Source organism: Phenylobacterium sp. GW823-FHT02A09 (genome assembly GCF_058797775.1).
Genome location: NZ_JBXAJZ010000003.1, coordinates 421,024 through 435,519, shown reverse-complemented (window position 1 = coordinate 435,519; position 14,496 = coordinate 421,024). Strand labels below are relative to the sequence as shown.

13 protein-coding genes are annotated in these 14,496 nt (G+C 69.0%); 5 read left to right on the top strand and 8 right to left on the bottom strand.

Annotation, left to right across the window (positions count from 1 at the left end):
• Window positions 1-2: 2 nt before the first annotated feature.
• Together AC1Q87_RS14740 and AC1Q87_RS14735 are read right to left on the bottom strand one after the other, a co-directional pair.
• Window positions 3-1,235 (bottom strand): M48 family metallopeptidase, encoded by a 1,233-nt coding sequence (locus AC1Q87_RS14740; protein ID WP_492609678.1) that lies wholly within the window; start codon window positions 1,233-1,235, stop codon window positions 3-5.
• 4 nt (window positions 1,236-1,239) lie between these two features.
• Complete coding sequence (locus AC1Q87_RS14735; protein ID WP_492609677.1) at window positions 1,240-1,914, bottom strand: hypothetical protein; 675 nt, start codon at window positions 1,912-1,914, stop codon at window positions 1,240-1,242.
• A 231-nt stretch (window positions 1,915-2,145) separates the two neighbouring features.
• On the opposite strand from AC1Q87_RS14735, the gene AC1Q87_RS14730 reads away from it, so the two are divergent.
• Window positions 2,146-2,523 carry a DUF4168 domain-containing protein gene (locus tag AC1Q87_RS14730; protein ID WP_492609676.1) on the top strand — a complete coding sequence of 126 codons (378 nt, stop codon included), beginning with the start codon at window positions 2,146-2,148 and terminating at the stop codon, window positions 2,521-2,523.
• A 53-nt stretch (window positions 2,524-2,576) separates the two neighbouring features.
• Here the strand turns inward: AC1Q87_RS14730 and AC1Q87_RS14725 are convergent, their stop codons facing one another.
• The 4 genes from AC1Q87_RS14725 to AC1Q87_RS14710 all read right to left on the bottom strand — a co-directional run bounded on the left by AC1Q87_RS14725 (window position 2,577) and on the right by AC1Q87_RS14710 (window position 5,518).
• Complete coding sequence (locus AC1Q87_RS14725; RefSeq protein ID WP_492609675.1) at window positions 2,577-3,446, bottom strand: kinase; 870 nt, start codon at window positions 3,444-3,446, stop codon at window positions 2,577-2,579.
• A complete protein-coding gene (locus AC1Q87_RS14720) occupies window positions 3,436-4,311 on the bottom strand; it encodes a LysR substrate-binding domain-containing protein (protein WP_492609674.1) in 876 nt (291 codons plus the stop codon). Before AC1Q87_RS14720 ends, AC1Q87_RS14725 begins: the two co-directional genes overlap by 11 nt.
• Window positions 4,312-4,552: 241 nt before the next feature.
• Window positions 4,553-4,963 (bottom strand): 8-oxo-dGTP diphosphatase MutT, encoded by a 411-nt coding sequence (gene mutT / locus AC1Q87_RS14715; RefSeq protein WP_492609673.1) that lies wholly within the window; start codon window positions 4,961-4,963, stop codon window positions 4,553-4,555.
• A 39-nt stretch (window positions 4,964-5,002) separates the two neighbouring features.
• On the bottom strand, window positions 5,003-5,518 hold the full coding sequence (locus AC1Q87_RS14710) for an NUDIX hydrolase (RefSeq protein WP_492609672.1): 516 nt from the start codon (window positions 5,516-5,518) through the stop codon (window positions 5,003-5,005).
• 256 nt (window positions 5,519-5,774) lie between these two features.
• Here AC1Q87_RS14710 and AC1Q87_RS14705 point away from each other — a divergent pair, with 256 nt between their 5' ends.
• Window positions 5,775-7,256, top strand: a complete 1,482-nt coding sequence (locus AC1Q87_RS14705) for a DEAD/DEAH box helicase (protein WP_492609671.1) — start codon at window positions 5,775-5,777, stop codon at window positions 7,254-7,256.
• Window positions 7,257-7,403: 147 nt separating this feature from the next.
• Here the strand turns inward: AC1Q87_RS14705 and argJ are convergent, their stop codons facing one another.
• Both argJ and AC1Q87_RS14695 read right to left on the bottom strand, forming a co-directional pair.
• A complete protein-coding gene (gene argJ / locus AC1Q87_RS14700; RefSeq protein WP_492609670.1) occupies window positions 7,404-8,828 on the bottom strand; it encodes a bifunctional glutamate N-acetyltransferase/amino-acid acetyltransferase ArgJ in 1,425 nt (474 codons plus the stop codon).
• Window positions 8,825-9,811, bottom strand: a complete 987-nt coding sequence (locus AC1Q87_RS14695; protein WP_492609669.1) for a peptidylprolyl isomerase — start codon at window positions 9,809-9,811, stop codon at window positions 8,825-8,827. Before AC1Q87_RS14695 ends, argJ begins: the two co-directional genes overlap by 4 nt.
• Before the next feature lie 151 nt (window positions 9,812-9,962).
• On the opposite strand from AC1Q87_RS14695, the gene AC1Q87_RS14690 reads away from it, so the two are divergent.
• The 3 genes from AC1Q87_RS14690 (at window position 9,963) to secA (ending at window position 14,491) form a co-directional block, all read left to right on the top strand.
• Window positions 9,963-11,135, top strand: coding sequence for an acetyl-CoA C-acyltransferase (locus AC1Q87_RS14690; RefSeq protein ID WP_492609668.1), 1,173 nt, complete (start codon window positions 9,963-9,965; stop codon window positions 11,133-11,135).
• Between the two features lie 102 nt (window positions 11,136-11,237).
• On the top strand, window positions 11,238-11,522 hold the full coding sequence (locus tag AC1Q87_RS14685) for a GIY-YIG nuclease family protein (protein WP_492610019.1): 285 nt from the start codon (window positions 11,238-11,240) through the stop codon (window positions 11,520-11,522).
• 206 nt (window positions 11,523-11,728) lie between these two features.
• Window positions 11,729-14,491 carry a preprotein translocase subunit SecA gene (gene secA, locus AC1Q87_RS14680; RefSeq protein ID WP_492609667.1) on the top strand — a complete coding sequence of 921 codons (2,763 nt, stop codon included), beginning with the start codon at window positions 11,729-11,731 and terminating at the stop codon, window positions 14,489-14,491.
• Window positions 14,492-14,496: the final 5 nt, after the last annotated feature.

Here is a 14,496-nt window from a genome sequence, read left to right as displayed (position 1 = left end):
GGTCAGTTTCCTTGTGAAAGGCTGTTGAGGCTGTCCTGCACCAGCCAGGCGTCGTCGGCGTCGGCGGCCTTGGCGAGGTAGCTCTGATAGGCTGTACGCGCCCCGGCGACGTCGCCTTCCTTACGGCGGATGTCGCCCAGCTCGCGCCAGACCGCGACCGGCGCGTCGGCGTAGGCGGCGGCGGACAGGTAGGCGTCGCGCGCCAGCGCCTGATCGCCGTCGGCCCGGCGCAGCCGGTAGGTCTCGCCGCGATAGAACTGCAGCACCCCGAGGTCCTCGCCGTCGGCCGCCAGGCGCGAAAGCACCGCCAGCGTCTGGCCATAGTCGCGCCGCCGCAGGTCGTCGCGCAGCCAGGCCGCCAGGTGCGGCCGGATCGCCGCGCGGTGCCGCTGGCGGCCGGCCTCGCCCGCCGCGGGCCCGCCCTTCAGCTGGGTCTCGAGTGCAGCCATGCGCTCTTGATCGACCGGATGGCTGGCGAAGATGTTGGTGCGCGCGCCGCTTTCGCGCACGCGCTTGAAGTCGGAGGCCTGGGCCTCGTTCATCCGGTTGCGCCAGGTGTCGGGCGCGGCGCTCGGCGCGTAGCCGGCTTCCCGTAGCCGCGCCAGCCCGGCCTGGTCCGCCTCCAGCTCGTTCTCGCGGCTGAACCCGAACAGCGAAGCCACCCCGGCCAGGTAGACCACGTCGATGACCCCGCGCGTGGCGTCCGTCATGCTCTGCGCGCTCTGGGCCGTCGGCGCGCTGGCCGCGGCCGCGGCGCCGGCGATCGCCAGGCCGACCGACACCACCATCACCGCATTGGCCCGCGCCTTGGTCTCGCGGAAGGATTCCAGGGTGTGGTTCTTCTCGAAGTGCCCGACCTCATGGCCCAGCACGAAGGCCAGCTCCGCCTCGTCCGTCGCGCGCAGCAACGTGCCCGACCACACCTCGGCGTAGCCGTTCGGGGCCATCGAGGCGTTGAAGAAAGGCCGGTCCAGCACGTAGACGCGGATGTCGCTGCAGTACGGCCCGGCGACCTTGCAGGTCACCTCGCGCACATAGGCGTTCAGGGCCGGATCGGTGTTGAGCTCGGCCGAGGTCTTCACCTCGCGCTCGGCCTTGCCCGAGGCGTCCCATAACCCGCCTTCGTCGCTGGTCAGGTTCGGCCGCGCGCCGGGCGCGCGCGTTTGCGCGAGCGCCGGCGAGGCGCAGGCCGCAAGCGCCGCGCCGAACGCCAGTATCGTGCCGGTCCGGCGCATGGCGCTAGAGCGGCAGCGTCTTCAGGAGCGATGCGACCAGATCCGCCGCGCCCTCCGGCGTGCGCATGTCGGTGCCCGGCGCCGCCACGGCGGTGCTGTGCCACACGATCTGGCCGGTCTTCAGGTCGACGAGCGAAGCCGTCGCGCTCTGGCCGCCCATCGGGATCGCGCCGCCGACCGCCGCCACCGCGATGAACGCGACATAGCGCCCGCCGCTCGACCACGATCCCTTGCTGGTCACGAACAGCGCGTAGTCGCCTTCGTAGTTGGTTCCGATCGCCTGGGCGCCCTCGCCCAGGGTCCAGTCGAACGCGCCGCGCTTGGTCGGCAGGTACGAGTAGTACTGCACCGAGGTCACGACCGCTTCGTTCAGGCGCAGCAGCTGACCGACGCGGCCGGCCATGGCCTCGTCGGGGTTCAGCGGCTTGTAGTTGTGCGCCCGCGCCTTCAGCGCCTTTTCGACCTCGGCGGTCAGGTTGGCCTTGCCGGCCGCGCTCCAGTCGGCCTTCGGCTCCTGGACGCCCGACGCGGTCAGCAGCGACAGCTGCACGTCCGGCTCGACCATCAGCACGCGCGCGCCGGGCGGCGGCTTGACGCTCGCCGAGCTCGCAAGCTGGGCATTGGTGGTAGTGCACGCGGCCAGCAACAGGCACGCGACGACGATGCCGACAATTCTCATGACGCCCCCCAGCGGCCCTCAGCTGCATCGGAGGGCGATCGCAATCTATAGGTGAGATATCGCCGTTGTCGACGGGATTTGCGGCGCCCGCGGACCGGGCCGGCTGCATCGATCCTGGGCGCCACGAAATCTTCACGGACCGAACGGCCAAGCCGGGTCGCTTTTTGGCCACGTCGGCGCTCTAAGCTCGATCCTGGCTCGACCCCAAAACGACTACAGGAACCCCCCTACATGCGTATTGCTATCCTGGCCGCCGGCCTGCTCGGCGCCGCTGTCGCCGCGACTTCCGTGCAAGCCCAGACCGCTCCGGCCGCACCCGCCGCTGAAGCGCCTGCCGCGGGCGGCTTCTCCGACGCTGATCTGAAGGCCTTCGGCTCGGCGATGACCGAGATCCAGAAGATCAACGGCGAGTACACCCCGAAGATGGCCGGCGCCGACGGCCCGACCAAGGCCGAGGTGCAGAAGGAAATGATCGGCAAGATGGGCGCGGCCGTGCAGGCCAGCGGCCTGTCGCCGCAACAATACAACGACATGTCGGCCGCCGTGCAGAAAGACCCTGCCCTGCGCGCCCGTCTGACCACGGTGCTGAACGCCGAACCGGCCGCCTAAGGCCTCGGCTCACGCCTTTCGAAGGCCGCTCCGGTCCGCCGGGGCGGCCTTTTTCATGCCCGCAGGGTCGGTCGCCGATCCGCGTCCAGGGCCACCACGACGTCGGCGCGCGCCGGCATCTCCGCCAGGATCCAGCGCGTCAGCCGCTCGTAGTGGGCGATGAAGGCTTCGACCTGCGCGTCGCTCATCGCCCGGCCGGCGTCCGCGCCCTCGCGCGCCAGCCGCTCGCGCAGCTTGCGCTCCTGCTCGATCCGCCAGCCCAGCACCACTTCGAAGCTCGGGGCCTGCAGCAGCACCAGCAGGTCGAGTCCCCCGAACAGCTGCTGATAGGGGCCGGCCAGCGCCGCGTTCACGAACTCGCGCCAGGCGCCGTCGTCGTCCCGCTGCGCCTCAAGCGCGTTGACCGGCGCGGCCAGCGCCTGCGCCGGCTGGGCGCGCGCGCCGACGCACCAGCCCTCGAACAGCACCACGTCCGCCGGACCTTCGAACGGCGCGCCGTGGTCGCGGCGGTCGTCGCGGGCCTTCTCGAACACCGGCCGCTCGTGGATCCCCGGCGTGCGCAGCGCCCGCAGCATCTCCACGCCCAGGGTCACGTCGTGGGTGCCCGGAACCCCGCGCACCGCCAGCAGCGGATGCACCTGACGCGCCAGGTCCTGCCGTTCGGCCCGCGTCAGATAGAGATCGTCCAGCGAAATCGCCGCCGTCTTCAGGCCGCGCCGCTCCAGCAGCCGCGCCAGCACCACGGTCAGGGTCGACTTGCCGCTGGCCTGCGGACCGCAGATCCCGACCACGATCCCGCCCGGCCGCGCGGCCGCGGCGATGCGCTCCGCCAGCGGAACCGCCACCTCGCGCACCACCGTTTCGTAGCTCGCCGGCAGCCGCTCCTGGGCCATGAACTCCATCAGCCAGGGTTCAGGCGTCATCGGCCGCCTCCGCTGTCAGCCGCGCAGCAATGTCCTTCAGTTGGCGGCGCCGCGCCGAGCCGGCGCGCCAGGCCATGACGATGGTCCGCCGCGGGGCCGGGTCCGGAAACCGCGCCAGACTGATGCGTGGATCGGCCAGGTCCCGGGCGGCCATCTGCGGCAGCAAGGTCACGCCCTGCCCGTGCGCCACCAGCTGCAGCAGCGTCGTGAGGCTGGTCGCGCCGAAGGTGGCGAGGTCGCTGAGTTCGCAGGCCCCAAGCGCCTGGTCGCGCAGGCAATGGCCCTCTTCCAGCAGCAGCAGCCGGTCGGGCGGCAGCCGCCGCGGATCCTCTGCGGCCAGCGGCGCGGCCGCCGGGCTGGCCAGCAGGAACGGGTCCTCGAACAGCGGCACGGTCTCGATCCCGTCCGCCGCCAGCGGCGCGGCCGCGATCACCGCGTCCAGGTCGCCCGCCGCCAGTTCGGTCAGCAGCGCTGCGGTCTGGGTCTCGCGCACCTTCAGCTCCAGCCCCGGCAGCACCGCCTGCAGCACGGGCAGGACCCGCGGCAGCAGATAGGGCGCCACCGACGGGATCATCCCCAGCGCCAGCCGCCGCGAGCCCGCGCCGCGGCGCTCGCGCGCGAAGTCCTCCAGATCCTTGACCCCCGCGGTCAGCGCGCGCGCCCGCTCGGCCAGGGCCGCGCCGTCCGGGGTCAGCACGCTGGCGCTGCGGCCGCGCTCGACCAGCACCAGGTCCAGCTCGGCTTCCAGCTCGCGGATCTGCATCGACAGCGCCGGCTGGGTGACATGGCAAGCCGCCGCGGCGCGGCCGAAGTGGCGCTCGTCGGCGAGGGCGGTCAGGTAGCGCAGCTGTCGGAGGGTCGGCATCGGGATAAGCTAAACTTACTGCGAGCCCGAACAAGCGCGCTCGACGCTTATCAATCGCGGTCGCGCCAAGGTGCGACGTTTCGCCCCAATCGAACGGCGATATGGCGCTGGCGTTGCGTCGGGACTCGGGTTCAACCTTGAGAGGTCCGATGCACAGCCTGCGTCGAACCGGTTGGGGACTAGCTAGCTCCGGCCCTGAGAGGCCCGCGGTGATCCGAGCTCACCGCGGGCCTTTTTCATCTCAGATCAGGTCGCGCAGCCAGGCCACCAGCGGCGCGTCGGCCGGCGGCATCGGATAGTCGGTGAGCTTCATCGGCTTCACCCAGGCGATGCCGGAATGCTCCTTGGCGGTGACCGCGCCCTCCCAGCGCCGCACCAGATAGAGCGGCATCAGCAGGTGGAAGTCCTCGTAGGTGTGGCTCGCGAACACGAACGGCGCCAGGCAGGCGTGCGAGACGACGATGCCCAGTTCCTCGTCCAGTTCGCGGATCAGGCACTGTTCGGGCGTCTCGCCCGGCTCGACCTTGCCGCCCGGAAATTCCCACAGCCCGGCCAGTTGCTTGCCCGGCGGACGCTGACAGATCAGCACCCGGCCGTCGGAGTCGATGAGCGCCGCGGCGGCGACGAGAACCATGCGCTTGGTGTCGGACATGGCAGCTTCCTCGCGGGATGCGCCCGCGATTGCAAGGGGTCAGGACCAGAGCTCGAACGGCTCGTCGATGTCCTCGCCGGCCAGGAACCGCGCCAGCAGGGCCGGCAGCCGCCCCGGATAGAAGCGGCCGTCGTGTCTCTCGATCTCGGCCGGCGTCCACCAGCGATAGTCGGTGTAGTCCTCGAGCTCGTAGTCGAGGCGCCCGGTCTCGTCGATCGCCGCGCCGCGCCCGTCGAGCGTCACCTCGACGACCACCTCGTGCTGCAACCGCCGGGCCCGCCGATAGCGGAAGGTTGCGGTGCGCCGCCACGACGGGCGGCCAACCTGATCGGCCCGGGCCACGATGCCGGTCTCCTCGCGCAGTTCACGCAGCGCCGCGTCGAGATAGGTCTCGTCGGCGTCGATGCCGCCGCCGGGCAGCTCCCACCACTCGCCCTGCTCCGGCTCGGCGACGTCGCGCGTATGGAACAGCAGGATCCGCCCCTCGCAATCGCGCACCACCACCCGCACCGCATGGCGCTCGGTCAGCGGCAGGTCGTCCGGCATTTCGGGCATCGGCCTCGGCAATCCCTTGCAAACCTTGACTTTCGGCGCGCCGCCAGCCATACCCCTGCTGCGCCGCAACATTCGTGGCGCTATCGGCGCTCCAGCCGCGTGATGGTTCCGCACTTCGGACCCAGCTGTCGAGCGCCCTGAAGAGATCGCATAGATCGCCCCGCCACGCGGGGGCTTTCCACAAATGACCCGCGACCTTCGCGACCCTCGCTGCATGCGAGCGGCCGCGCTCGGCGCATCCGTGAAAGACACTCGTTTGACCAAGTTTACCGACCTCGGCCTCGACAAGATGCTGCTCAAGGCCCTCAACGACGAGGGCTATGAAAAGCCGACCCCGATCCAGGCCCAGGCCATCCCCGGCGTGCTGGCCGGCAAGGACCTGCTCGGCATCGCCCAGACGGGCACCGGCAAGACCGCCGCCTTCGCCCTGCCCATCATCCACCGCCTGGCCGCTGAAAAGCAGGCCGCGCCGCGCCGCGGTTGCCGCGTGCTGGTGCTCTCGCCGACCCGCGAGCTGGCGACCCAGATCGCCGAAAGCTTCAAGGCCTACGGCAAGCACATGAACCTCAGCGTCGCCGTGATCTTCGGCGGCGTGAAGTATGGCGGCCAAATGCGCGCCATGGCCCCGGGCGTCGACGTCCTGGTCGCCACGCCGGGCCGCCTGCTCGACCACCTGCAAGAGAAGACCATCACCCTGCAGGGCGTCGAAATGTTCGTCCTCGACGAGGCCGACCAGATGCTCGACATGGGCTTCATCGTGCCGATCCGGCAGATCGTGAAGCACCTGCCGCGCCTGCGTCAGAACCTGTTCTTCTCGGCCACCATGCCCAGCGAGATCGAGAAGCTGGCCGGCGAACTGCTGCGCCCCAACCCGACCAAGGTCTCGGTGACCCCGCAGGCCACCACGGTCGAGCGCATCAAGCAGCAGGTCATCTTCGTCGAGACCGCCCGCAAGCGCGCCCTGCTCTGCGAGATGTTCGCCGAGCGCGACTTCAAGCGTGTGATCGTCTTCACCCGCACCAAGCGCGGCGCCGACCGCGTGGCCAAGTCGCTCGAGGCGGCCGGCGTCGAAGCCGCCGCCATCCACGGCGACAAGAGCCAGGGCCAGCGCGAGCGCGCCCTGGCCGCCTTCAAGGCCGGCGAAGTCCGCGCGCTGGTGGCCACCGACATCGCCGCCCGCGGCATCGACATCGACGCGGTCAGCCACGTCATCCAGTACGAGCTGCCGAACGTGCCCGAAGCCTACGTCCACCGGATCGGCCGTACGGCCCGCGCCGGCGCCGACGGCTCGGCCGTGGCGTTCTGCGCCGACGACGAGCGCAACCTGCTGAAGGACATCCAGAAGGTCACCCGCCAGACCATCCCGTCCTTCGATCGCCGCAACGACCGCGGTCTGCACGTCATGACCCAGGCGATGCCGGAAGTGGCGGCCGAACGCGCCGAGGCCGGCCGCAAGAACGCCGCACGCGGCGGCGGCGGCGGCAAGCCGCAGGGCCGCAGCGACCTGCCCCCGGGCCTGCGCAAGCAGCGCAACCGGCCGGCCAAGGCCGGCGGTCAACGCCAGGGCGGCGGCGAACAGCGCCAGGGCCAGCCCCAGCGCCACACCGACCACCGCGCCGGCGGCCAGCGCGCTCATGGCGAGCGCGCCGCGACCACGCCGATCGACCAGTCGCAGTTCAAGGGCCCCAAGCGTGGCGCCAAGCCCGCCGCCGAGAAGCGCTGGTCGCCGATCGACTAAGCTAAGGCGAAGTGCTCCCCCTCTGGGGGAGCTGTCAGCCGAATGGCTGACTGAGGGGGGACGCACTTCACGTGAGAGCAGTCCCCCTCCGTCTCGCCGCCAAGGCGGCGATCCACCTCCCCCAGCGGGGGAGGAACTAGACAGCCCCTACGACCGATAGTCGCCGTTGATCGCGACGTACTGCTTGGTCAGGTCGCAGGTCCACATGGTCGCCGAGGCGCGGCCGACGCCGACGTCCACCGACACCTCCAGTTCCTGGTTCTTCATGTAGGCGCTCATCTTGGCCTCGTCGTAGGTCGGAGAGATGAGACCGTCCTGCGCGGCGACCAGCGGCCCGAACTGCACCTTCACCCGGTCGCGGTCGATCGGCTCGTCGGCGCGTCCGACGGCCATGACGATCCGGCCCCAGTTGGCGTCCTCGCCGGCGAAGGCGGTCTTGACCAGCGGGCTCTCGCAGATGGTGCGGGCGATCTTGCGGGCGCTGGCCGAGCTTTCGGCGCCGCTCACCGTCACCTTCACGAACTTGCTGGCGCCCTCGCCGTCGCGGACCAGCTGCAGCGCCAGGTCCATCAGCACGGCCTCCAGCTTCTCGCGGAAATCGGCCAGCCGGCGGTCGCCGGCGCGGGTGATGTTCGGCGCGCTGGACTGGCCGGTCGCGAACAGCAGCAGGGTGTCGTTGGTCGACCGGTCGCCGTCCACCGTCACCGCGTTGAAGCTGTTGCGGGTGTAGAGGCTGGCCAGGGTCTGCAGGGCGGTCGACGAGATCTTGGCGTCGGTGGCCACGAAGGCCAGCATCGTCGCCATATCCGGCGCGATCATGCCCGAGCCCTTGGCGATGCCGGCGATGCGAACCTTCTCGCCGTCGATCGTCGCCTCGGCGTAGGCGCCTTTCGGGAACGTGTCGGTGGTCATGATCGCCCGCGCCGCGCCGGCCCAGCCGTCGTCGATCAGCTTGGCTTCCACGTCCGGCAGCCGGTGGGCGATCTTGGTATCGTCCAGCAGCACGCCGATCACCCCGGTCGAGGCGACCATCACGTCGCGCTGGCGGCAGTCGAAGCGCTTGGCGACGGCCGAGGCCACCCGCCGCACCGCATCGGCGCCCGGCTTGCCGGTGAAGGAGTTGGCGCAGCCGGCGTTGACCACCAAGGCGCGCACGTCGGCGCCCTTGGTCATTTCCAGATGCTTCTTGCACCAATCGACCGGCGCCGAGCCGATGCCGTGGCGGGTGAACACGCCGGCGCCGGCCGTGCCCTTGGCGAAGCGCATGACCAGCAGGTCCTCGCGCTCGTGCTTGTAAAAGCCGGCCCGGCCGGTCGCCAGCTGCACGCCAGCGATCGGCGGGATCTGCGGGAACGGTACGGCCAGCGGCGACACCGGCAGCGCGCCCTTGGCGGGCTTGGCGGGTTCGGCCTTCGGGACCGGCTCGGTCATCTTGGCGGCACGCTTGATGGCGGTGGCGAGCGGATCGACGATCGCGCCGGCCAGCGCCTCGACGGGCTTGGCGGCGGCTTCCAGCGCCTTGCCGGCGGTGGACTTGGCGGCCTTCTTCGGGGCGGCGGGCGTTTTGGTCATGGCTGGGCGGCCTTGGCTGAGGCGGCGGACGCGGCCGGGGCGGCCTTCGTCGCGGGAGTTTGCGGAGCGGTCTTCGGGGCGTCGGCGGGTTCCTTCGGCTGACCCGGCACGTCTTGCGGCGCGCCGATCAGCGTCTGGACCTTCGCCCGGCTTCGGAGCTTCTCCAGCAGGTCGCGGACTTGGTCATAGGTCAGGAAACGCACGATCTGCGGTCTGGCCGCCTCGAAGGTGATCGGCTGCTCCAGCCGCCGGTCCTCGATCTTCAGGATCGCCCAGCCGCCCTCGATACCGAACGGGCCGACGATGTCGCCGACCTTCGACGTCTTGAGGTTGGCCGCATAGGCCTCGGGCATGACGTCCACGGTGAAGTAGCCGAGGTCGCCGCCGTTGAACCGGGTCGCCGCGTCGGTCGAGCGCTCCATCGCCAGGGCGTCGAACGACGCCCCGGTCGCCAGCAGCTTGCGCACCGCCTCGGCCTCGGCCTCGGTGGCGACGACGATCTGGCGGGCGCGGATCTCCTCCGACTGCTTGGCCAGTTTCAGCTGCTCCTGGTAGAGCCCGCGGATGGCGTTGTCGTTGACGGCGTCGGCGACCACGCTCTCGACCAGCATGTCGCCGAGGATGCGCTCGCGGGCCGCGGCCAGCCGCTTCTGCGCCACGGGATCCTTGTCCAGCTTGCGGCTCAGCGCCTCGGCGGCCAGCAGCTTCTGATCGACCACCTCGTCCAACACCCGGCGGAACAGGTCCGAGGAGACGTCCAGCGGCTCGCCTTCGCCGATCAGGCCCTGGGCCACCGCCTCGCGCTTCACGTCCGAGGCCCAAACCGTCTTGCCGTCGACCTTGGCCACGGCGGTGTCGCCGGGCGCGGGCGCGCCCTCGGTTCCGCCGCGATCGCCGCAGGCGACGAGCAGCGTCGCCGCGACCAGCATGACCGCGGCCAGCGCCAGCGCGTTCGGGACGCGACGGAAGGCGGAGTTCGTCATTGTCGACGTACCTCGTGTGCGAAAACCGCCCGCAGGCGCTTGCCCGTCCCTAGCCAACTCGGCGCGGGGATGCAAAGGTCGCGCCCGATCTAAAGCCGCCCGGACCGGATAACAGCCGTCGCGGCCTCATTTTTTTCGGAGGAATCATTTCATGACGCGTGAAGCCGTAATCGTCTCCTACGCTCGGACGGGCCTGGCCAAGTCCCAACGCGGCGGGTTCAACATGACCCCGACCGTCACCATGGCCGCTCATGCGATCAAGCATGCGGTCGAGCGCTCGGGCGTCGACAAGGCCGCCGTCGAAGACGTGATCCTCGGCAACGTCGCGCACGGCGCCGGCAACCTGGGCCGTCAAGCGGGCCTGCTGGCCGGCCTGCCGATCACCACGTCGGGCGTGACCGTCAACCGCTTCTGCTCGTCGGGCCTGCAGACCATCGCCACGGCCGCCAACTACATCCGTAACGACGGCGCTGACGTCGCCATCGGCGCGGGCGTCGAGTCCCTGTCCTTCCCGGGCGGCGGCGGCGGCGGCGACAACTTCGACCGCAACCTGAGCGCCCAGTACCCGGCTCTGTTCATGCCGATGATCGACACCGCCGACATCGTCGCCGAACGCTACAAGGTCAGCCGTGAAGCTCAGGACGAGTACAGCCTGGAATCGCAGCGCCGCATGGCCGCCGCCCAGCAGGCCGGCAAGTTCAAGGACGAAATCGTCCCGATGGCGACCAAGATGAAGGTCGTCAACAAGGAGACGAAGGAAGAAAGCATCGTCGACTACACGGTCGATCGCGACGAGTGCAATCGTCCGGACACCACCATCGAAGGCCTGGCCAAGCTCCAGCCCGTCCGCGGCGAAGGCAAGTTCATCACCGCCGGCAACGCCTCGCAGCTGTCGGACGGCGCCGCCGCCGTGGTGCTGATGGAAGCCAAGGCCGCCTCCAAGGCCGGTCTCGAGCCGCTCGGTGCGTTCCGTGGCTGGGCCGTCGCCGGCTGCGCCCCTGACGAAATGGGCATCGGCCCGGTCTTCGCCGTGCCGCGTCTGCTGGAACGTCATGGCCTGAAGATCGAAGACATCGATCTGTGGGAGCTGAACGAAGCCTTCGCCTCGCAGTGCCTCTACTCGCGCGACAAGCTCGGCATCGACCCGGAAAAGTACAACGTCAACGGCGGCTCCATCGCCATCGGCCACCCCTACGGCATGACCGGCGCCCGTCTGACCGGCCACATCCTGCAGGAAGGCAAGCGCCGCGGCGCCAAGTGGGGCGTCGTCACCATGTGCATCGGCGGCGGCATGGGCGCGGCGGGTCTCATCGAGATCTACTAAGCCTGGCCTGACTTGAGAACTGCCCCCTCCCCCGCTCATCCCGGCGAAAGCCGGGACCCAAGCTGAACTTCAGCTGAGCGGGGGAGGGGCTTCTACACCTACATCCTGGCGAGCGGTCCCTACGGGACGCTCTACACCGGAAGCACCGACGACCTTCCGAAGCGGATCTTCGAACACAAAGAGAAGGTCCGGCGCGGTTTCGCCGCCAAGTACGATGTCACTCAACTCGCCTGGTTCGAGGCCTTCGAAGGTCGCGAAGGCGCATTTCGTCGCGAACGCCAGATCAAGGAATGGAAGCGTCGCTGGAAAATCGAGTTGATCGAGGCGGCCAATCCGACCTGGCGCGATCTCTATCCGGACCTGAATAACCTGCTCTCGCTTGGTTGACGGCCAGCTTGGGTTCCGGCTTTCGCCGGGATGACCGGAAGGTGGGCGTGCGGCTCCCTTCACGCAGACATCAACCTCGCCGCGTTGACACTGGCATGGGCGCTGCTTAAGTCTCGCGCGCCCTGAAAAGAGCGGAATTTCCGGGCAGGCGAGCAGGCTTAGAGGCGCCGCCGCCGGGCCCTCCCGCAAATCCGGAACGATTTCCCTTGAGCATCTTCCAACGCTTCTTCGGCTCCTCGAACGACCGCAAGGTCAAAGGCCTCAACTCGCGGATCGCCAAGATCAACGCGCTAGAGCCGAAGATGCAGGCGCTCTCCGACGCCGAGCTTCGCGGCAAGACCCAAGAGTTCAAGGACCGCCTGGCCAAAGGCGAGACCCTCGACCAGCTCCTCGAAGAAGCCTTCGCCGTCGTGCGCGAAGCCTCGCGCCGGGTGCTGGGCCAACGCCACTTCGACGTCCAGCTGGTCGGCGGCATCGTGCTGCACAACGGCGGCATCGCCGAGATGCGCACCGGCGAGGGCAAGACCCTGGTCGCCACCTCGCCGACCTATCTGAACGCGCTCGCCGGCAAGGGCGTGCACGTCATCACCGTCAACGACTACCTGGCTCAGTTGCACGGCGACTGGATGGCCCAGGTCTACGCCTTTCTCGGCCTCTCGACCGGCGTCATCGTCCACGGCCTCAGCCAGGGCCAGCGCCAGGCCGCCTACCAGGCCGACATCACCTACGGCACGAACAACGAGTTCGGCTTCGACTACCTGCGCGACAACCTGGTCTACGACCCCACCGAAATGGTCCAGCGCGGCCATAACTTCGTGATCGTCGACGAAGTCGACTCCATCCTGATCGACGAAGCCCGCACCCCGCTGATCATCTCGGGCCCGACCGAGGACCGCAGCGAGCTCTACAAGACCATCGATCTGGTCATGAAGGAGCTGATCCAAGATCCCACGACCTTCGACCACGACGAGAAGCAGCGCCAGGTTATCCTGACCGAGGAAGGCTCCGAGAGGGTCGAAGAGCTGCTGACCGCCGGCGGCCATCTCGATCCCGACTCGGCCGGCCTCTACGACGCGGCCAACGTCTCGATCGTCCACCACGTGAATCAGGCGCTGCGCGCCAACGTCCTCTACACCCGCGAGAAGGACTACATCGTCCGCGCCGGAGAGGTGATCCTGATCGACGAGTTCACCGGCCGCATGATGCAGGGCCGCCGCCTGTCCGAGGGCCTGCACCAGGCCATCGAGGCCAAAGAAGGCGCCAACATCCAGCCCGAGAACCAGACCCTGGCCTCGGTCACCATCCAGAACTACTTCCGCCTCTACACCAAGCTCTCGGGCATGACCGGCACCGCCGCGACCGAAGCCCAGGAGTTCGGCGACATCTACAAGATGGACGTCTCGGAAATCCCGACCAACCGTCCGGTCGCGCGGATCGACGACGACGACGAGGTCTATCGCACCGAGCGCGAGAAGAACGACTCGATCATCAAGCAGATCGAGGCCTGCTACGTGCGCGGCCAGCCGATCCTGGTCGGCACCGTCTCGATCGAGAAGTCCGAACAGCTGTCCGAGCTGCTCAAGGCCCATAAGTTCGAGCATAACGGCAAGCCCCAGAACGGCGTGCCGCACAACGTTCTGAACGCCCGCTACCACGAGCAGGAAGCCATGATCGTGGCCGACGCCGGCATCCCCGGCGCGGTGACCATCGCCACCAACATGGCCGGCCGCGGCACCGACATCCAGCTGGGCGGCAACATCGACATCCGCGTGCTGAAGTGGCGCGAGGAACAGCGCGGTCTCGGCATCGAGGTCACGCCCGAGGCCGCCGCCGAGGAGCGCGCCCGCATCGAGGCCGACACCAAGGCGCTGAAGGAGCAGGCCCTGGCCGCCGGCGGCCTCTACGTGCTCGGCACCGAGCGCCACGAAAGCCGCCGGATCGACAACCAGCTGCGCGGCCGGACCGGCCGTCAGGGCGACCCCGGCCACTCGAAGTTCTTCCTCTCCTGCGAGGACGACCTGCTGCGTATCTTCGCCGGCGAGCGCCTGGACGCGATCATGCGCACCTTCGGCGTCCAGGAAGGCGAAGCGATCACCCACAAGTGGCTGAACGCCGCCATCGAGAAGGCCCAGAAGCGCGTCGAGCAGCGCAACTACGAGATCCGCAAGAACCTGCTCAAGTACGACGACGTCGTGAACGACCAGCGCAAGGCCGTGTTCGAGCAGCGCGCCGAGTTCATGACCGCCGCCGACCTCTCGGAAATCATCACCGAGATGCGCCAGGACACCGTCGAGGACCTGGTCGAGCGCCACCTGCCGCCCAAGGCCTACGCCGAGCAGTGGGACATCGCCGGCCTGACCGAGCGCGTCCAGGAACTGCTCGGTCTCGACCTGCCGCTCGCCGCGTGGGCGGCCGAGGAAGGCATCGCCAACGAAGAAATCCTCGCGCGCCTCCAACAGGCGGCGGACGCCCGCGCCGCCGAACGTGAGACCGCCATCAGCCCTGACCAGATGCGCAATCTGGAAAAGAGCTTCCTGCTGCAGATGATCGATCTGCAGTGGCGCGAGCACCTGATGCACCTCGATCACCTGCGCAACGTCATCGGCCTGCGCGGCTACGGCCAGCGCGATCCGCTGAACGAGTACAAGACCGAGGCGTTCACGCTGTTCGAGAAGCTTCTCGTCGATCTGCGCCAGAACGTCACCCGCTGGCTGATGACCGTCGAGTTCCAGTTCGCCGAGCCCGAACCCATCGCGCCGCTGTCCGGCTTGACAGAAGTCCACATGGACCCGCTCACTGGCGAGAACGCGGCCCAGATGGGCGCCCTGCCTGACGGCCTCTCGGCCGAACAGCGCCAGGCTTTGCCGATCACGGCCCTGCCCGACGGCTGGGAGCAGACAGGTCGCAACCAGGTATGTCCCTGCGGCTCGGGTAAGAAGTTCAAGCACTGCCATGGTGCGCTGATCTAGAGGAC